The sequence below is a fragment of the Pseudomonas sp. GL_139_B genome, assembly GCF_057834475.1.
In genome coordinates, this window is the sequence record NZ_CM174403.1 from 3,266,631 (window position 1) to 3,283,347 (window position 16,717).

The window sequence follows — 16,717 nt, forward strand, 5'->3', positions numbered from 1 at the left end:
CGGGTATGTGGTTCACAGTGGTGTATTTAACGAATTAAATCGGCGCGAGAGCGCCAATGGGGAAATAGTGGCGAATTGACTTAAACCCATCACATCAGCGTGCGGCGGCGTCCCTGTAAACATCACCGCGTTCTCTCTTCCCCACGGCTATTACTGTTACTACCAGTACTTCATCAATCACGCGATAGACCATTCGATATCCGGCACTCTGCAGCTTGATTTTGTAAGCATTTCCAAGCCCGTTCAGCCTGTCTGCGGGGACGTGCGGGTTTGAAAGCCGCTCCTGAAGTTTCTTTTTGAACTGATCCCTCAGGCTTGCTCCAAGTTTCTTCCATTCCTTCCAGGCTTTTTCGGAGAACTCCAACTCATAGGTCATCAATCGAAACCTTTACCGTCGGGTCGTTTTCCCGCTCTTTACAAAGGGCAATCAATTCCAGGTCATCCAAACGATTCATCAGCGCTTCATATTCTTTGGCGGGGACGCAATAGAAGGCCGGCTCGTTACGGTTCAGGATTGCCACGGGCAGGCCTCCGCCGGCAGCGACAGTCCCCATTGGGTTTTTCTTCAGCTCAGAGATGCTGGCTACCACCTGCGAAAGCACGATATGTGTCATGAACTCGTTCCTCAGAGTGCTTTTAGAAGTGCCAAAAATAGCACTCCAAAGCGTATCCGCCTCAATCCTTTCGGCATACAGGCCATGTTCATCCTGAGCTGCGTGCTGCCTATGATTTTTCGCACTGGTTGTGTGCTCCAGGTTTTCGCACATCGACTTCAGCCCATCCCTTTTCAGCCCCATACCGTCGACATTGACGGATTAATAAAAAAGTAACACGCAATTCGCTTCAGGATTTCCGTACTTCCTGTCAGTTCAATCTTGCGATTCAGTAGGCCGCATCGTTTACAGCGTAGGAGAAGGTGACCTGTAATTTCTGACAGTAGACCCGCCCCCGCTCCCTCCTTTAACGTCGACAAACCTCGATGGTCGTTGTGAAAAGGAGATTTTCAATGAGCTCGACAAACCACCTGGCATCGCTCGCCCCGGTCTATCGCAAAGCACTGAAAACCTGGCGTCCGGTGATCCTGTATTTCGGCAATGAACATTGTCCGGCCTGTGAGTGGGCAGAACCGGTCTTTCGCGAAGTTGCCCAGCGCTATCGTCATCACGCGAATATTTATGTGTTGAACACCGGTGAATCGCCCCGACACCCGAACGTTACCGGCACGCCGACCGTACTGTTCTTCAAGGACGGGAGACTGCTGAAGAAGCTCAAGGGCATTGGCACCCGAGAGACGCTGGAACAGGATTTCGCCAGCCACGTTGGCAGGCTCAGGCCGCAACATAGGGCGCATAAACCGAGTCACGATCTGGCGTGGTTGCGCCAGACGTTGCGCGGGTTGTGTACAGTGCCGCGGGCATTTGAGCGGTTGAATTGTCGTAGCGGGTGTTAGGGCATGGCAGTGATGGTTTCTGGCAGGACGCTATCGCGAGCAGGCTCACTCCCACAGGAGGCGTCTGAGCACTGAAGATCCAACGTGGTGGCCTCAGGTTTTTTTGATCTGCTCGATGTACCGCGCCACCGCCGCCGACTTTTCGAAGCGGCGATAAATCAGTGACAGCCACGACGTTGCCGCACAGCCCTTGATGGTGCGATACAGCACACCGGGCAAACCGACGTGGCCGACCACCGATTCCGGCACGACTGCCACGCCCTGCCCCAACGACACCAAGGCAATTACCGCCACCAACCCGCCCGGTTGTGCCCCCAGCGTCGGCGAGAATCCGCCCTCGGCGGCCACTTGCAACGTGCCGCTGATTTGCTCCGGCAGGATGAAGGTCTCGTCTTGCAAATGCTGCGGCCCAATGTCCGGCAACCGGCACAACCAGGACTCGGCCGAGAGCGCCAGCACGAAACCTTCTGCGTCGAGGCGGATGGCGTCCAGCCCCTCCGGCAGCGTCATCGGTGAACGGACGTAACCCAGGTCGAATCGACCATCGAGCACCATGGCCGGCAAGGTGTCCATGGGACTTTCCCGCACATTCAGGCTCACGTCAGGGCATGCGCGGCTGAAGGCTTGCACCTGTTTCTGCAGCAACCCGCAGAACACCGCCGAAGCCACATACCCCAACTCGATATGGCCAATATCGCCACGCCCCGCCCGTTGCGCATTGCGCTGAGCAAACTCGAATTGGCGCACAGTCGCCTCGGCCTCGATCTGCAGCGCCGCCCCTGCTTCGGTCAGGCTCACATCACGTTGTTGGCGCAGGAACAATCGAGTACCCAGTTCACTTTCCATGTCCTGGATCTGCCGGCTCAGGGTCGGCGGCGCAATGCCCAGTTGCTCGGCGGCCCGGGTGAAATTGCGCTGCCGGGCAACGGCCAGAAAATAGCGGAAATGGCGAATATCCATTTATGCGTTAGCTCAAAGGTAATGAAATGACGACTCGCACCTAATAAAACAGGCGCCGCCCGAAGATAAGCTTCACGGACCTTCACCGTAAAGAGTTGCCGTCATGACCGCCGAACCCAAGGTGAGCCCGCGCCTTACGTTACTCACAGCCTCAGGCGTCTGCTCGCTGATCGTGCTCGACACCAACATCGTCGCGGTCACCCTCCCGACCATCGCACGGGACCTGGGCGCCAACTTTGCCGACATCGAGTGGGTGGTCAGCGCCTATATGCTGGCGTTCGCCGCCCTGCTACTGCCGGCGGGAAGCATTGCCGACCGCTTTGGCCGGCAGAAAACCCTGCTCTGGGGCCTGGGCATATTCATCCTCGCCTCCCTCGGTTGCGGTGCGGCGCCCAACGCATTGTTCCTCGACATTGCGCGAGCGATCAAAGGCGTGGGAGCGGCGTTATTGCTGACCTCGGCCCTGGCCTCCATCGGCCACACCTTTCACGATGAAGTCGAACGGGCCAAGGCCTGGGCGTTCTGGGGCGCGTGCATGGGCGTGGCGATGATCGGCGCGCCGACAGTCGGTGGGTTGATCACCGAGTACATCGGCTGGCGCTGGATTTTTTACCTCAACCTGCCGGTGGGATTGTTGTTGATGGTCATGGTCTGGCGCGCCGTGCCGGAATCCCGGGACGCCCAGTCAGCGCGCCTCGACCCCTGGGGCAGCCTGGCATTCAGTGCGAGTTTGCTGTGCCTGATCTGGGGCCTGATCGAGGCTAACCGCATTGGCTGGAGCAACCCGGTCACCTACGCCCGCCTCGTTGGCGGCGCGGCGCTGTTGGGGTTGTTCGTGGTGATTGAGCGGATGCAGCAGCGGCCGATGGTCGACCTGCAATTGTTCAAACATCCGCGCTTTATTGGCGCGCTGCTCGGCATGTTTGCCTACGCTGGTTGCGCCCAAGTGATGATGACTTTGCTGCCGTTTTATCTGCAAAACGGCCTCGGCTTTTCGGCCATCGCGTCAGGGCTCGGGATGTTGCCGTTTGCGTTGACCATGCTGATTTGCCCACGCATCGGTGCGCGACTCGCCAGCCGATTTTCGCCTGCCGCGCTGATGGCGGGCGGATTGGCCCTCGTTGGCAGCGGCAACTTGCTCAGTGCCTGGGCCGTCAGCAGTGGTGGTTACCTGCCCTTCGCCCTGGCGATTGCCGTGACGGGCGCCGGTGCCGGACTGCTCAATGGCGACACGCAAAAGAACATCATGGCCTGCGTGCCCCGCGAGCGCACCGGCATGGCTTCGGGCATGAGCACCACCATGCGTTTCAGCGCCATCGTGTTGGCCATCGGGGTCTATGGTGCGTTGCTCTCCAGCCATACCGAACTGGTGTTGCGTAGCGCTCTATCGACACAGGGCGTGGCATGGCTCAGCCAGACACAAGACATCGCTTCGCGGGTGGTGGCGGGCGACATGGCAGCGGCGCTGAACCTGCTCCCGGAAACCGCATGGCCGTTGATCGAGCCATTGGCGCGCCAGGCCTTTGTCGGCGGTTTCAGTCTGTTGCTCTGCGTCGCAGGTTTGCTGGCCTTGCTGGGGGCGCTGGTGGTGGGTACGCTGATGCGCCATCCGGTCCCGGCGCTAAAAAACTTTTCCCTGGGCCTGGAATAAACCCTGACGGGGCTCGTCGTACTGCCACTGAAATCGTTCAGTAGCCATCACGAGAGCCCCTCCATGAAAAGTCTCCTGTCCGCGCTGTTTCTGATTGCCCTGAGCGGCACCGCAGCCGCCGCGTCTGCCGCCACCGCCAGCACCTCGAGCGTCGAGGACTACAGCTATTCGAAACCGCTGAACATTGCCAGGGTCATCAACATTACCAACGGTGATTATTGCGGCATCGGCCCACGGGAGATGACCTACGTCGACACAATGGGTACCACCCACGTCCTGCGCTACCAGGCGTTCGGTGACTCGTGCATCGATCAGAACTGATGCTTGAGCGACGCCATCACCCGCTCGGCATTCGCCTCACAGGCAATCCCTTCTGGCCGCGCCTGGATGCTTTCGACAACCACCAGCAACTTCGCCTTGCTCTGGGCCAGGTGAAGTTGCATTTCTTCGATCTGCCCGATCTTTCGCTCCAACCCCGCCACAAGCTCTTCACGCTTGAACTCGCCCGTCACAGTGTCCGGTAGCAGTTGCTTCAGCTCTTCGAGGCTGAACCCGGCCTGTTGCGCGCACTGAATGATCATCAGCGTTTGCAGGACTTGTGCGGGATAGCGCCGATAGCCGTTGGCCGAACGCTCTACCTGACGAATCAACCCCTGAGACTCGTAAAACCGAATGCGCGATGCATTCAACCCGCTCAACTGCGCCAATTCACCAATCTTCATCTCGGCCTCATTTACCTGCTTGACATTAAAGTTAACTTTAAGCTTAGCCTCTGCTCTTTACTGATGAGGAGTCAAGCATGTCGCCCTTCCAAGCGTTGAATCTGCCCAACGGCCAGACCGTCGGCAATCGTATTGCCAAAGCCGCCATGGAAGAAAATCTCGCCGACACCGGGCAAGCACCGTCAGGCGCGCTGTTTCAGCTGTATCAGGCCTGGGCCGAAGGCGAAGCGGGCCTGCTGCTGACCGGCAATGTGATGATCGACCGCCGTGCCATGACCGGCCCAGGGGGCGTCGTGCTGGAAAACGAACGCGACCTCGAACTTTTTCGTCAGTGGGCAACCATCGGCCGATCCGGTGGCGCGCAATTCTGGATGCAGCTCAATCATCCCGGCCGCCAGACCATGGCCAACCTCGGCCAGCAAGCCTTTGCGCCATCGGCCGTGGCACTGGAGATGGGAGCGTTTTCAAAGATGTTTGCCGAGCCCAAACCGATGTCCGAAGGCGATATCGCCGAGATAATCGCGCGCTTCGCCACCAGCGCAGCCCTCGCCGAAAAGGCTGGCTTCACCGGCGTGCAGATTCATGCTGCGCACGGGTACCTCATCAGCCAGTTCCTCTCACCATTGACCAATCACCGCACCGACCGCTGGGGTGGATCGCTGGAGAACCGCGCGCGCTTGCTGCTGGAAGTGGTCAGCGCCGTTCGCAACGCCGTCTCGCCGCAATTTTGCGTGGCGGTGAAACTCAACTCCGCCGACTTCCAACGCGGTGGTTTTGACGCCGACGATGCCCGCCAGGTAATTCTGTGGCTCAACGAGCAACACATCGATTTGCTGGAACTCTCCGGCGGCAGCTACGAAGCCCCAGCCATGCAAGGCGAAGCGCGCGACGGCCGGACATTGGCCCGCGAAGCCTACTTCCTGGAAATGGCCGGTGAATTGGCCAGCGTGGCGAGCATGCCGGTGATGGTGACCGGCGGCATTCGACGCCTGGCTATCGTGGAGCAGGTGCTCGAGAGCGGCATTGCCATGGCCGGTATTGGCACGGCGCTGGCGGTTGAACCGCAGTTGGTCAAACACTGGCGCGAAGGTCGCAATAGCCATCCGCAACTGCCGCCGATCCTGTGGAAACGCAAACCGCTGGCCGCACTGGCGAGCATGGCGGTGGTGAAGTTTCAGCTCAAGCGTCTCAGTCGCGGACTCAAGCCCCGGCCACAGGTGTCGGCGTTGTGGGCGTTGATACTCGACCAGTTGTACATCGGACGACGGACTCGGCAGTACCGTCAGTCGATGAGTAAATAGATTCAGACCGAGTCGCCCCCATCGCGAGCAAGCTCGCTCCCACAGGTTTTATTAACACTGAAAATCCACTGTGGGAGCGAGCTTGCTCGCGATGGGGCCGGAAGAGACTGCAGAAAACTCAGCCGGGAATCAGCTCATCAATATGCCGATAATCCGCTTGCAGCTCCGCCGCCATCTGCTTCGCCCGCCCCAACCGTATCGGCCCGCGCTCGATATCAATCAGCAGCCCCGGACAGTCCAGCACCGGCAAGTTCGACCACTCCTTCAATCGCCCATCCGTCACCAGTAACACCCGCCGCTGTTCCGCCGGAAAGCGCTTTTGCCGAGCCGCCAGCCAGCGACCTGCATCGCCCAGCGCCGCCAGCAACGGCGTGCCGCCGCCCGCGCCCAGGCCCTCAAGCCAGCTGCGCAATCCGCTGGAGGCTTTCAACCCTTTGACCTGCCAGTTCGGCGCCAGACCGCTTGCCGTCAACAACGCCAACCGCGCACGCTGGCGGTAGGCATCGTCGAACACTTGCGCCAGCAGGCCTTTGGCATCGCTCAACGCCTGATGACGCCGCGTCGAGGCCGAGGCATCGACAATCACCAGCCACAATTCATGGGCGCTTCGGGTGCGCAGATGAAACAGCACATCGCTGCGCTGACGCGGCCGGCCATTGAGCAAGGTGCCGGGCCAGTTGATCGAGCCGCTGCGTGCGGCATGGCGTTTGCCCTGTTTGCCGTTGTCCAGCCGTCCTGCGCGGGGCCTGGCATTCGCCCCCGCATCAGATCGAGGGCGAATGCCTAGGGCTTTTTTGGCCAGCTCGGCACTTCACGGCGTGCGCCGACCGGCAGCGCCTGGGCGGGCATTTCCCCCCATTGGCCCTGACCTTCGCTCGGGGCGGAGTTTTGCGCAGATGGCGGCTGATGCTGTTGCGGTGCCGGCGTTGATTGCTCACGGCGGCGATGGCGCAAGGCGAACTCGGCGACCGCGTCGATATCGGCCTCACCGATCGCGTTTGCACCGCGCCATGCGGCATGGGCGCGAGCGGCGCGCAGCCACACCAGGTCAGCGCGCAAACCATCGACACCGGCGGCAAAGCAGCGCTCGGTAATGTGCGCCAACGCTTCATCACCGAGCGGAATACTCGCCAGGACGCTGCGCGCCTTCTCGCACCGTTCGCGCAACGACTGCTGCTGATGCTCCCACTGCGCGCAGAAGCGTTGTGGATCGTTGTCGTAATCCAGACGTCGACGGATGATCTGGCCACGTTCGGTAGGTGCAGTGTGACCGCTGAGCGCGACGTTCAGCCCAAAGCGGTCAAGCAGTTGCGGACGCAGTTCGCCCTCTTCCGGGTTCATGGTGCCGATCAGCACAAACTTCGCTGAATGCCGATGGGAAATGCCGTCGCGCTCGATCAGGTTGGTGCCGCTGGCGGCGACGTCGAGCAACAAGTCCACGAGATGATCCGGCAGCAGGTTGACTTCGTCGACGTAGAGCACGCCGCCGTCGGCCTTGGCCAGAACACCGGGGGAAAATTGCGCACGCCCGTCACTCAGGGCGGCGTCGAGGTCGAGGGTGCCGACCAGGCGCTCTTCGGTGGCGCCCAATGGCAAGGTGACGAATTGACCACTGGCCAACAGGTCCGCGAGCCCCCGGGCCAAGGTGGATTTAGCCATGCCGCGCGGACCTTCGATCAGCACGCCGCCGATTTTCGGGTCGATGGCGGTCAGGCACAGGGCGAGCTTCAAGTCGTCGGCGCCGACCACGGCGGATAAGGGGAAATGCGGGGTGTCGGTCATCTTCAATACTCGGTCATGGTCGGTGGCAGGTAAACCTTGTACCTGTGGGAGTGAGCCTGCTCGCGATAGCGGTGTTTCAGCCAACGTCTTTGTTGGCTGAAGGAATGTCATCGCGAGCAGGCTCGCTTCCACAGGTGTAAGTGCGCTAGCTGTCTTCTTCTATATCCAGCAACAAGTTTTCCAGCGCCTCGCGATACTCACCCGGCTCCTTCCACATCCCCCGCTGCTGCGCTTCCAGCATCCGTTCGGTCATGTCGCGCAAGGCGTGCGGGTTGTGCTCGCGAACAAACTCGCGCGTCGCCGGGTCGAGCAAATAAGCGTCGGCCAGCAACGCGTACTGGTGATCGTCAATCAGCTGCGTGGTGGCGTCGAACGCAAACAGATTATCAACCGTCGCCGCCAGTTCGAACGCGCCTTTGTAGCCGTGACGCTTAACCCCCTCGATCCACTTTGGATTGGCCGCCCGGGAGCGGATCACCCGATTCAGCTCTTCTTTCAAAGTGCGGATCTTCGGCAAATCCGGCTGGCTGTGATCGCCGTGGTAACTCGCCGCAGCTTCACCGCTGAGGCTTTCCACAGCGGCGAGCATGCCGCCCTGGAACTGGTAATAGTCGTTGGAATCGAGCAAATCGTGTTCGCGGTTGTCCTGATTTTGCAGCACCGCTTGCACCTGGCTCAGGCGTTGGGCGAATTGTTCGCGGGCAGCGGTGCCTTCGTCGGAACCGCCATAAGCATAGCCGCCCCAATTCAGGTAAACCTCGGCCAGGTCTTCACGGTTTTGCCACAGACGACCGTCGATAGCGCCCTGCACCCCGGCGCCATAGGCACCGGGTTTGGCACCGAAGATTCGCCAACCGGCCTGACGATTCGCGGCTTCTTCATCGAGGCCCGATTGCATCAGCGCTTCACGCTCGGCTCGCACTTTCGCAGCCAGCGGATTGAGGTCATCCGGCTCATCCAGCGCGGCGACCGCTTGCACCGCCGCATCGAACAGGCGGATCAGGTTGGCAAACGCATCACGGAAGAACCCGGAGACGCGCAAAGTCACGTCCACGCGCGGGCGGTCGAGCAAGCTCAGCGGCAGAATTTCGAAATCGTCGACTCGCTGACTGCCCGTCGCCCAGACCGGGCGCACGCCCATCAGCGCCATGGCTTGGGCGATGTCGTCGCCGCCGGTGCGCATGGTTGCGGTGCCCCAGACCGACAGGCCGAGCTGGCGCAGGTGATCGCCATGGTCTTGCATATGGCGTTCGAGGATCAGGTTGGCTGACTGGAAGCCGATGCGCCACGCGGTGGTGGTCGGCAGGTTGCGAACGTCCACCGAATAGAAATTGCGCCCGGTCGGCAGCACGTCCAGGCGACCGCGACTGGGTGCGCCGCTGGGGCCGGCGGGGACGAAGCGACCGTTCAAGGCGTCGAGCAGACCACGCATTTCGGCTGGGCCGCAGGCGTCAAGGCGTGGTGCCACGACTTCGCGCAGGCTGTCGAGGATGGCGTGCACCTCGGACCAGCGTGCCTCCTGTAGGAGTGAGCCTGCTCGCGATAGCGATGGGTCAATCAACATCAATGTTGAATGATGAATCGCATCGCGAGCAGGCTCACTCCTACAGGGTCCGGGTTCAGTCATCAAGTTTTGCGAAATGAGTTGAGCGGCGAACAATTCAAGACGTTCACGGGTGTCCCCTGCCGTGCGCCAGGCTTCACCGCTGAGCGATTGCAGCTCAGCTGGACGCGGTCCCATCCAAGGCTTGGCCAACGCACAATCCAGCGGATCGAAACGCAGTTCGAACGCCTTCGCCAACGCGCGCAGCAAACTCGATTGCGCGCCACGCCCATCGCCACGAGGAATCCGCAGCAACGCCAGCAAGGTATCGATGCGCAACCGCCCGGTCGGTGACTCGCCGAAGATGTGCAGGCCATCGCGAATTTGCGACTCCTTCAAATCGCACAAGTACGTGTCCAGGCGTGGCAACCAGATCGCCGCATCGGCATCGCTGTCGAGTTTTTCGTCCAGTTGCAGTTCGCGATCAATGTGCGTGTCGCGCACCAGTTGCAGGATGTCGCGTTGCAATTCCCGGGCGCGACGCGGATCGAGCAGTTGCGCTTCGTAATATTCGTCGGCCAGCAACTCAAGGTTGCGCAATGGCCCGTAGGTTTCAGCGCGGGTCAGCGGCGGCATCAGGTGGTCGATGATCACTGCTTGCGTGCGGCGCTTGGCCTGCGCGCCCTCGCCCGGATCGTTGACGATAAACGGATAAATGTTTGGCAGCGGCCCGAGCAGTGCGTCCGGCCAGCAGCTTTCCGACAACCCGACGCCTTTGCCCGGCAGCCATTCGAGGTTGCCGTGCTTGCCAACGTGGATCACGCCGTGGGCACCGTAGGTGTTGCGTAGCCAGAAGTAAAACGCCAGATAGCCGTGGGGCGGCACCAGGTCCGGGTCGTGATAGACCGCGCTCGGGTCCACCTGATAGCCGCGCGCCGGTTGAATGCCGACGAAGGTCAGGCCCAAGCGCAGGCCGGCGATCATCATTCGCCCGCCACGGTACATCGGGTCACTGTCGGGTGTGCCCCAGCGTTCCAGCACGGCCTGGCGATTGGCTTCGGGCAAGGCCTCGAACATCCGTTCGTATTCGTCCAGCGCGAGGCTTTGATGACACGGACGCTGGTCCAAGGTGTCGAGGTCGTTGCTGACGCCGCCGAGCAATTGGTGAATCAGTGCGGTGCCGCTGTCCGGCAATTCGGCCGGCAATGGATAGCCCTCGCTGCGCAACGCACGCAGGATGTTCAGTGATGCGGCCGGGGTGTCGAGGCCGACGCCATTGCCGATGCGCCCATCACGGGTCGGGTAATTGGCCAGGATCAGGGCGATGCGTTTTTCGCTGTTCGGCACCCGCGCCAGATCGATCCAGCGCCGCGCCAGTTCGGCGACGAAATCCATGCGTTCCGGCTGCGCTCGATAACACACCACATCCGACTGACTGCGCTCACTGCGCCACGCCAGATCCTTAAAGCTAATGGGGCGGCTGATGATCCGACCGTCCAGCTCCGGCAACGCGATGTGCATCGCCAGGTCGCGCGGGCCGAGGCCCTGCTCGCTGGCACGCCAACCGGGTTCGTTGTCCTGGGCGCAAATCGCCTGGATCACCGGGATGTCGCGGCGAAACGGTCGCAGGTGCGGGGCTTCGGGGCTGGACTGGGCGAAACCGGTGGTGTTCAGAATCACCCCCGCCTCGACTTCATCCAGCCAACCCTCAACCACCGTCAGGCAGCCAGGCTCTTTCAAACTGGCCACGGCAATCGGCAAAGGGTTTAACCCGGCCGCTTGCAAACGTTGGCAAAAAACATCAATGAAAGCGGTATTGGCCGCTTGCAAATGCGAGCGGTAAAACAGCAGCGCCGCCACCGGTTGATCGGCTTGCCAGTCGGCTTGCCAATCGCTCAGTTCAGCGGGACTTTTTTGTGGGTGGTAAATCGCTGTGCGCGGCAGAACTTGCGGCTCGGCCCAAGTGTAATCGCGGCCCAGCCAGCGAGTGGCCAGGCAGCGGAAAAAGTCCAGGGCATTGCCCATGCCGCCCTGACGCAAAAACTGCCAGAGCCGGTCACGGTCTTCGGCAGCGACAGTGCTCAGGTCGCTGAGCTCCGGGTCCGGACGATCATCGCCCGGCACCAGAATCAGTTGCACGCCCCGTTCGGACAACTGCACCAGCCGCTCGACGCCATACCGCCAATAGGCGATGCCGCCGTGCAGCGAGATCAGAATCACCTTGGCGTGGCGCAACACTTCGTCGACGTACAGATCCACCGAAGCGTGATTCTGCACCTGCATCGGATTGGCCAGGCGTACGCTGGGGTAGTCGTCGGGCAGTTGCTGCGCGGCTTCAGCAAGCAGCGCCAGGCTGGAATCGCCGCTGCACAGGATCACCAGCTCGGCGGGGGTTTGCCCAAGGTCGGCGATGTTGTCATCCGACACGAAACCGCCGGGCTGGGTCCTGAGCAGGTGCATGGCTTAAACGCTGAGAGCGGCGCGCAATTGCGCTTCAAGCAGTTCGGCGTCCAGTTCCTGGCCGATCAGCACCAGGCGCGTGGTGCGCGCTTCCTCGGCCCCCCACTGACGGTCGAAATGCTTGTCGAAACGTGTGCCCACGCCCTGAATCAGCAATCGCATCGGCTTGTTCGGGATCGCGGCGAAACCTTTGACGCGCAGGATGCCGTGCTTGACCACCAATTGCGTCAGCGCGTCCATCAGCAGGCTTTCGTCGGCTTGCGGCAATTCGATGGAAATGGAATCGAAAGCGTCGTGATCGTGATCGTCTTCACCTTCGTGGTGATGATCGTGGTGGCTGTGACGCCTGTCGATGTGTTCTTCGGAACCGGCACCTAAGCCGATCAACACGTCCAGTGGCAGACGGCCGCTGCTGGCTTCGATGACTTTTACCGCAGGCGGCAATTCTTCGGCGACTTCAAGGCGCACGCGGGCCAAGTCTTCAGGGCTGATCAGGTCGGCCTTGTTGAGGATCACCAGGTCGGCACTGGCCAGCTGATCGGCGAACAACTCGTGCAGCGGCGACTCATGGTCCAGGTTCGGGTCGAGTTTGCGCTGGGCATCGACCTGATCAGGGAACGCGGCGAAGGTGCCGGCGGCCACGGCCGGGCTGTCGACGACGGTGATGACTGCGTCGACGGTGCAGGCGCTGCGGATTTCCGGCCACTGGAAAGCTTGAACCAGCGGTTTGGGCAGGGCCAGGCCCGAAGTTTCGATGAGAATATGGTCGAGGTCACCGCGACGGGCTACCAGTTCGCGCATCACCGGGAAGAACTCTTCCTGAACGGTGCAGCACAGGCAGCCGTTTGCCAGTTCGTAGACGCGACCGTTGGCTTCTTCTTCGGTGCAGCCGATGGAGCACTGCTTGAGGATTTCGCCATCGATGCCCAGCTCGCCAAACTCATTGACGATCACCGCAATACGACGACCCTGAGCGTTGTCGAGCATGTGGCGCAGCAACGTGGTTTTGCCCGAACCGAGGAAGCCAGTAACGATGGTGACGGGAAGTTTGGCCAGTGTTTTCATCGGATGCCCTTTAGCAAGGTGGCGGGCATACGGGACGACGACCGGCAACGCGGATGCGCGTGCCTGAAGAGTTCGCCACCGGATCACCCCGCCCGGTTGAAAGTGAGAATCTGTGTCGAGGCAGGTCTCCTGGCTGACGGCTGGCCAGTCGATTGACTGGCGGTTGCTGCGCCTTCCCGCTCGCGCCATGGCTGGCGCATGCAGTGGCATGGCAGAAACTGAACCGTTCACAGTTGCGGGGGCAGCCGCGGCATTGACCGCGTTCCCTTCTTAGCTTCGGCAAACGCCGAAGAACCTCGAAAGCGCAAGGCTACGCATCCCGCTGGGGCGGGTCAATGTTCATGCCGCGTTCTGTGGTGGATGGAATGACGCCATCGCGGGCAAGCCCTAATCCCGATCAGTTAAGGCGTTGAGCGCCGCAATCCTTGTGGGAGCGGGCTTGCCCGCGATGCAGGCACCTCGATTTCGAGTTGAGAACCTTTGGCAATTGACGCGAATGCCCCGTCATGCTCTCCTACGCACTTTGTTACGGGTGCCCTTCACAGGGTGAAACGGGAAACCGGTGAATCATGTGCTTTACTCAAAGCCATGTCAGTCCGGTGCTGCCCCCGCAACGGTAAGCGAGCGAAGCGTCAAATCCACTGTGCCAGCAGTTCGGCATGGGAAGGTGATGCTTGCAGGTCAAGGCGAAAGCCTGCGCCCCTCGTGAGCCCGGAGACCGGCCCGCAACACAAAGTGACCGTTACGGACACTGAACAACAAACCCGCGGTGGGCGGGCGCTGTTTGAACGTCTGCGTGCCCGCTCGCAGGGGTTTTCCATGCGCTCTATTCACCCGCTGACAGACCAGAGGGATGCGCCATGTCGATTATCAGCAGCACCGGCCACACAACCGCCAGCACCACTTCTACCCTGACCCAACGCCTGACTGCCGCCGTCTGCGCGTCAATCCTGGGCGCTAGCCTTGTGTACTTCGCCGGTTTCTCGCACATCGAAGCGGTGCACAACGCCGCGCACGATACCCGTCACAGCTCTGCATTCCCGTGCCATTGAGAGCTGACGACATGATCAAGCGTATTGCGCAAACCGCAGGGTTCACCGGGCTGCTGGCTGCCCTGTTGCTGACCTTGCTGCAAAGCTTCTGGGTTGCGCCGCTGATTCTTCAAGCGGAAACCTATGAGAAAGCCGAGCCGGCGGTGGTTCAATCCCATGAACACGCCGAAGGCGCCATGGCCGCACACACCCACGACGCCGAAGCCTGGGAGCCAGAAGACGGCTGGCAGCGCGTGCTGTCGACCACTGGCGGCAATCTGGTGGTGGCCGTTGGTTTCGCCCTGATGCTCGCCGGTCTCTACACCCTGCGCGCCCCCAACAGCACCGCTCAAGGTCTGCTGTGGGGTCTGGCCGGTTATGCGACGTTTGTCCTCGCACCGACCCTGGGCCTGCCGCCTGAATTGCCGGGCACCGCTGCGGCGGATCTGGCGCAACGGCAGATCTGGTGGATCGGCACCGCTGCCTCCACCGCTGTCGGGATCGCGTTGATCGTGTTCAGCCGTCACTGGCTGATGAAAGTGCTGGGCGTGGCGATTCTGGCCGTTCCGCACGTGATTGGCGCGCCACAACCTGAAGTGCATTCGATGCTCGCGCCGGAAGCCCTGGAAGCTCAATTCAAAATCGCTTCGCAGTTGACCAACGTGGCGTTCTGGCTGGCCCTGGGCCTGATCAGTGCCTGGTTGTTCCGCCGCAAAAGCGATAGCCAATACCACGCATGACAAAGGCTGGCACAGTGCCGACGCTCGTAGTCGGCCTGGGCTGCCAGCGTGGTTGCCCCGCCAGCACGCTACGTGCTTTGCTCGATCAGGCATTACAGACACATCACATCAGACTTCATGAGATCACGGCCCTGGCCAGCATCGACTTGAAGCGTGATGAACCTGGCCTGATTGAGCTCGCGGAACAACTCGCGCTGCCGCTGATGTATTTCAACAGTGATCAATTGGCCGGTTATCACCCGCAACTCAGCCATCATTCGAACATCGCGTTCGAACATAGCGGCTGCTACGGCGTAGCCGAAAGTGCCGCCCTGGCATTGGCCGAACAGCTGACTCAGGCGCCGGCAAAACTGCTGATTACTCGACAAATACTTGCCCAAGCGACGCTGGCATTAGCGGGTGCTGCGTAAAATCCCCGATAATCACGCTTTCGATCATGAGCAATCTTCATCTGAAGCCTTGCCCAGCCTCTTCTTTTCACAGGAACTGACGATGACCGTCTACTTCATTGGCGCAGGTCCCGGCGACCCAGAACTGATCACGGTCAAAGGCCAACGGCTGATTCGCACCTGCCCGGTGATCATCTACGCCGGCTCCCTGGTGCCTGCCGCCGTGCTGGAAGGCCATCGCGCCGAACAGGTGGTCAACAGCGCGGAATTACACTTGGAACAGATTATCGAACTAATCAAAACCGCCCACGCTAACGGCCAGGACGTCGCGCGGGTTCATTCCGGCGATCCGAGTCTGTATGGCGCGATTGGCGAGCAGATTCGCTATCTGCGCGAGCTCAATATTCCTTTTGAAATCGTTCCAGGTGTCACGGCGACGGCGGCGTGTGCAGCGCTTTTAGGGGCGGAGCTGACTCTCCCGGACATTTCGCAGAGCGTGATTCTGACCCGCTACGCCGACAAGACCGCCATGCCGGCGGGCGAAGAACTGGGCAGTCTGGCGCAACACGGGGCGACCATGGCCATACATTTGGGCGTGAATCACCTGGAGAAAATTCTTGTTGAACTGCTGCCGCATTACGGCGCGGACTGTCCGATTGCGGTGATTCACCGCGCGACGTGGCCGGATCAGGATTGGGTGGTGGGGACGCTTGAGGATATTGCCGGGAAGGTTGAAGCCAAGGGGTTTCGGCGGACGGCGTTGATTCTGGTGGGACGGGTGTTAGGGAGTGACCAGTTCAGCGAGTCGTCGCTGTATCGCGCCGGGCATGCGCATCTCTATCGCCAATAAGGCCCCATCGCGAGCAGGCTCACTCCCACAGTTGATCGCATTCACCTGTGGGAGCGAGCCTGCTCGCGATGGGGTCAGTGGACTTCACCAATAAAAAACGGCGCTCACGGGGCGCCGTTTTTTATTTTCGCAGCGAACACCTTAGTAGTAGGCGTTTTCTTTCTGCGTGTGGTCCGTCACGTCACGTACGCCCTTGAGCTCAGGAATACGCTCAAGCAGGGTGCGCTCGATGCCTTCCTTCAGGGTCACGTCCGCCTGGCCGCAGCCTTGGCAACCACCGCCGAATTTAAGAACGGCGATGCCGTCTTCGACCACATCGATCAGGCTGACCTGACCGCCGTGGCTCGCCAACCCCGGGTTGATCTCGGTTTGCAGGTAATAATTGATGCGCTCGTTGACCGGGCTGTCGGCGTTGACCATCGGCACTTTGGCGTTTGGCGCCTTGATGGTCAGTTGGCCGCCCATGCGGTCGGTGGCGTAATCGACCACCGCGTCGTCCAGGAAGGCTTCGCTGAAGTGATCGATATAAGCGGTGAAGCTTTTCAGCCCCAGCGCCGTGTCTTCAGGTTTTTCTTCGCCCGGCTTGCAGTAGGCAATGCAGGTTTCGGCGTACTGGGTGCCAGGCTGGGTGATAAAGACGCGGATGCCGATACCCGGGGTGTTCTGCTTGGAGAGCAGGTCAGCCAGATAATCGTGGGCGGCGTCGGTAATGGTTATAGCGGTCATGGAAACTCCTCGCAGGCTTGGGCGCAGTTTACGCCAATCAACGCTCC

The 16,717-nt window shown here is 60.8% G+C and carries 17 protein-coding genes and 2 riboswitches; of the genes, 8 read left to right on the forward strand and 9 right to left on the reverse strand.

Going from position 1 to position 16,717, the window contains the following annotated elements; genetic code table 11:
- Nucleotides 1-94: 94 nt before the first annotated feature.
- Together AC3ISI_RS14855 and AC3ISI_RS14860 are read right to left on the reverse strand one after the other, a co-directional pair.
- Entirely contained in the window at nt 95-376 is a 282-nt protein-coding gene (locus AC3ISI_RS14855) for a type II toxin-antitoxin system RelE family toxin (protein WP_489332600.1), read from the reverse strand.
- Nucleotides 366-614 carry a type II toxin-antitoxin system Phd/YefM family antitoxin gene (locus tag AC3ISI_RS14860; protein ID WP_489332601.1) on the reverse strand — a complete coding sequence of 83 codons (249 nt, stop codon included), beginning with the start codon at nt 612-614 and terminating at the stop codon, nt 366-368. The genes AC3ISI_RS14855 and AC3ISI_RS14860 overlap by 11 nt, the downstream gene beginning before the upstream one ends.
- A gap of 392 nt (nt 615-1,006) precedes the next feature.
- Between AC3ISI_RS14860 and AC3ISI_RS14865 the strand changes: the two genes are divergently transcribed.
- Nucleotides 1,007-1,450, forward strand: a complete 444-nt coding sequence (locus tag AC3ISI_RS14865) for a thioredoxin family protein (RefSeq protein WP_489332602.1) — start codon at nt 1,007-1,009, stop codon at nt 1,448-1,450.
- 93 nt (nt 1,451-1,543) lie between these two features.
- On the opposite strand, the gene AC3ISI_RS14870 is transcribed toward AC3ISI_RS14865, so the two are convergent.
- A complete protein-coding gene (locus AC3ISI_RS14870; RefSeq protein ID WP_489332603.1) occupies nt 1,544-2,410 on the reverse strand; it encodes a LysR family transcriptional regulator in 867 nt (288 codons plus the stop codon).
- Nucleotides 2,411-2,513: 103 nt separating this feature from the next.
- On the opposite strand from AC3ISI_RS14870, the gene AC3ISI_RS14875 reads away from it, so the two are divergent.
- On the forward strand, nt 2,514-4,061 hold the full coding sequence (locus AC3ISI_RS14875; RefSeq protein ID WP_489332604.1) for an MFS transporter: 1,548 nt from the start codon (nt 2,514-2,516) through the stop codon (nt 4,059-4,061).
- Nucleotides 4,062-4,124: 63 nt separating this feature from the next.
- Entirely contained in the window at nt 4,125-4,382 is a 258-nt protein-coding gene (locus tag AC3ISI_RS14880) for a DUF2790 domain-containing protein (protein WP_489332605.1), read from the forward strand.
- Here AC3ISI_RS14880 and AC3ISI_RS14885 read toward each other — a convergent pair.
- Nucleotides 4,373-4,783, reverse strand: coding sequence for a MerR family transcriptional regulator (locus AC3ISI_RS14885; RefSeq protein WP_489332606.1), 411 nt, complete (start codon nt 4,781-4,783; stop codon nt 4,373-4,375). The two genes, AC3ISI_RS14880 and AC3ISI_RS14885, sit on opposite strands and share 10 nt — an antisense overlap.
- Before the next feature lie 77 nt (nt 4,784-4,860).
- Between AC3ISI_RS14885 and AC3ISI_RS14890 the strand changes: the two genes are divergently transcribed.
- Nucleotides 4,861-6,084 (forward strand): NADH:flavin oxidoreductase/NADH oxidase family protein, encoded by a 1,224-nt coding sequence (locus AC3ISI_RS14890; protein WP_489332607.1) that lies wholly within the window; start codon nt 4,861-4,863, stop codon nt 6,082-6,084.
- A 118-nt stretch (nt 6,085-6,202) separates the two neighbouring features.
- Here AC3ISI_RS14890 and AC3ISI_RS14895 read toward each other — a convergent pair whose 3' ends face one another.
- The 4 genes from AC3ISI_RS14895 to cobW form a co-directional block, all read right to left on the reverse strand.
- Nucleotides 6,203-6,748 carry a vWA domain-containing protein gene (locus AC3ISI_RS14895; protein WP_489332608.1) on the reverse strand — a complete coding sequence of 182 codons (546 nt, stop codon included), beginning with the start codon at nt 6,746-6,748 and terminating at the stop codon, nt 6,203-6,205.
- Nucleotides 6,749-6,867: 119 nt separating this feature from the next.
- Nucleotides 6,868-7,866: a magnesium chelatase ATPase subunit I gene (locus AC3ISI_RS14900; RefSeq protein WP_489332609.1), complete on the reverse strand. Its 999-nt coding sequence runs from the start codon at nt 7,864-7,866 to the stop codon at nt 6,868-6,870.
- Between the two features lie 145 nt (nt 7,867-8,011).
- The gene (cobN, locus tag AC3ISI_RS14905; protein WP_489332610.1) at nt 8,012-11,869 is read right to left on the reverse strand and encodes a cobaltochelatase subunit CobN; all 3,858 of its coding nucleotides are present in this window, start codon (nt 11,867-11,869) and stop codon (nt 8,012-8,014) included.
- Nucleotides 11,870-11,872: 3 nt separating this feature from the next.
- Nucleotides 11,873-12,934, reverse strand: coding sequence for a cobalamin biosynthesis protein CobW (cobW, locus tag AC3ISI_RS14910; RefSeq protein ID WP_489332611.1), 1,062 nt, complete (start codon nt 12,932-12,934; stop codon nt 11,873-11,875).
- A gap of 102 nt (nt 12,935-13,036) precedes the next feature.
- A riboswitch (cobalamin riboswitch) is annotated at nt 13,037-13,248 on the reverse strand.
- A 199-nt stretch (nt 13,249-13,447) separates the two neighbouring features.
- Nucleotides 13,448-13,675, forward strand: a riboswitch (cobalamin riboswitch).
- Between the two features lie 119 nt (nt 13,676-13,794).
- On the opposite strand from cobW, the gene AC3ISI_RS14915 reads away from it, so the two are divergent.
- From AC3ISI_RS14915 to cobM, 4 genes are all read left to right on the forward strand, one after another.
- Nucleotides 13,795-13,986: a CbtB domain-containing protein gene (locus AC3ISI_RS14915; protein ID WP_217838207.1), complete on the forward strand. Its 192-nt coding sequence runs from the start codon at nt 13,795-13,797 to the stop codon at nt 13,984-13,986.
- A gap of 11 nt (nt 13,987-13,997) precedes the next feature.
- Nucleotides 13,998-14,705 (forward strand): CbtA family protein, encoded by a 708-nt coding sequence (locus tag AC3ISI_RS14920; RefSeq protein WP_489332612.1) that lies wholly within the window; start codon nt 13,998-14,000, stop codon nt 14,703-14,705.
- Entirely contained in the window at nt 14,702-15,115 is a 414-nt protein-coding gene (locus tag AC3ISI_RS14925; protein ID WP_489332613.1) for a cobalamin biosynthesis protein, read from the forward strand. Before AC3ISI_RS14920 ends, AC3ISI_RS14925 begins: the two co-directional genes overlap by 4 nt.
- 82 nt (nt 15,116-15,197) lie before the next feature.
- Entirely contained in the window at nt 15,198-15,944 is a 747-nt protein-coding gene (gene cobM / locus AC3ISI_RS14930; protein WP_489332614.1) for a precorrin-4 C(11)-methyltransferase, read from the forward strand.
- Between the two features lie 141 nt (nt 15,945-16,085).
- On the opposite strand, the gene nfuA is transcribed toward cobM, so the two are convergent.
- On the reverse strand, nt 16,086-16,670 hold the full coding sequence (gene nfuA / locus AC3ISI_RS14935; protein ID WP_007941757.1) for a Fe-S biogenesis protein NfuA: 585 nt from the start codon (nt 16,668-16,670) through the stop codon (nt 16,086-16,088).
- Nucleotides 16,671-16,717: the final 47 nt, after the last annotated feature.

What these genes read in the sequence shown, in the direction of transcription:
- AC3ISI_RS14855 (WP_489332600.1), bottom strand. Translation starts at nt 376, where the DNA reads ATGACCTATGAGTTGGAGTTCTCCGAAAAAGCCTGGAAGGAATGGAAG.
- AC3ISI_RS14860 (WP_489332601.1), bottom strand. Translation starts at nt 614, where the DNA reads ATGACACATATCGTGCTTTCGCAGGTGGTAGCCAGCATCTCTGAGCTG.
- AC3ISI_RS14865 (WP_489332602.1), top strand. Translation starts at nt 1,007, where the DNA reads ATGAGCTCGACAAACCACCTGGCATCGCTCGCCCCGGTCTATCGCAAA.
- AC3ISI_RS14870 (WP_489332603.1), bottom strand. Translation starts at nt 2,410, where the DNA reads ATGGATATTCGCCATTTCCGCTATTTTCTGGCCGTTGCCCGGCAGCGC.
- AC3ISI_RS14875 (WP_489332604.1), top strand. Translation starts at nt 2,514, where the DNA reads ATGACCGCCGAACCCAAGGTGAGCCCGCGCCTTACGTTACTCACAGCC.
- AC3ISI_RS14880 (WP_489332605.1), top strand. Translation starts at nt 4,125, where the DNA reads ATGAAAAGTCTCCTGTCCGCGCTGTTTCTGATTGCCCTGAGCGGCACC.
- AC3ISI_RS14885 (WP_489332606.1), bottom strand. Translation starts at nt 4,783, where the DNA reads ATGAAGATTGGTGAATTGGCGCAGTTGAGCGGGTTGAATGCATCGCGC.
- AC3ISI_RS14890 (WP_489332607.1), top strand. Translation starts at nt 4,861, where the DNA reads ATGTCGCCCTTCCAAGCGTTGAATCTGCCCAACGGCCAGACCGTCGGC.
- AC3ISI_RS14900 (WP_489332609.1), bottom strand. Translation starts at nt 7,866, where the DNA reads ATGACCGACACCCCGCATTTCCCCTTATCCGCCGTGGTCGGCGCCGAC.
- cobN (WP_489332610.1), bottom strand. Translation starts at nt 11,869, where the DNA reads ATGCACCTGCTCAGGACCCAGCCCGGCGGTTTCGTGTCGGATGACAAC.
- cobW (WP_489332611.1), bottom strand. Translation starts at nt 12,934, where the DNA reads ATGAAAACACTGGCCAAACTTCCCGTCACCATCGTTACTGGCTTCCTC.
- AC3ISI_RS14915 (WP_217838207.1), top strand. Translation starts at nt 13,795, where the DNA reads ATGTCGATTATCAGCAGCACCGGCCACACAACCGCCAGCACCACTTCT.
- AC3ISI_RS14920 (WP_489332612.1), top strand. Translation starts at nt 13,998, where the DNA reads ATGATCAAGCGTATTGCGCAAACCGCAGGGTTCACCGGGCTGCTGGCT.
- AC3ISI_RS14925 (WP_489332613.1), top strand. Translation starts at nt 14,702, where the DNA reads ATGACAAAGGCTGGCACAGTGCCGACGCTCGTAGTCGGCCTGGGCTGC.
- cobM (WP_489332614.1), top strand. Translation starts at nt 15,198, where the DNA reads ATGACCGTCTACTTCATTGGCGCAGGTCCCGGCGACCCAGAACTGATC.
- nfuA (WP_007941757.1), bottom strand. Translation starts at nt 16,670, where the DNA reads ATGACCGCTATAACCATTACCGACGCCGCCCACGATTATCTGGCTGAC.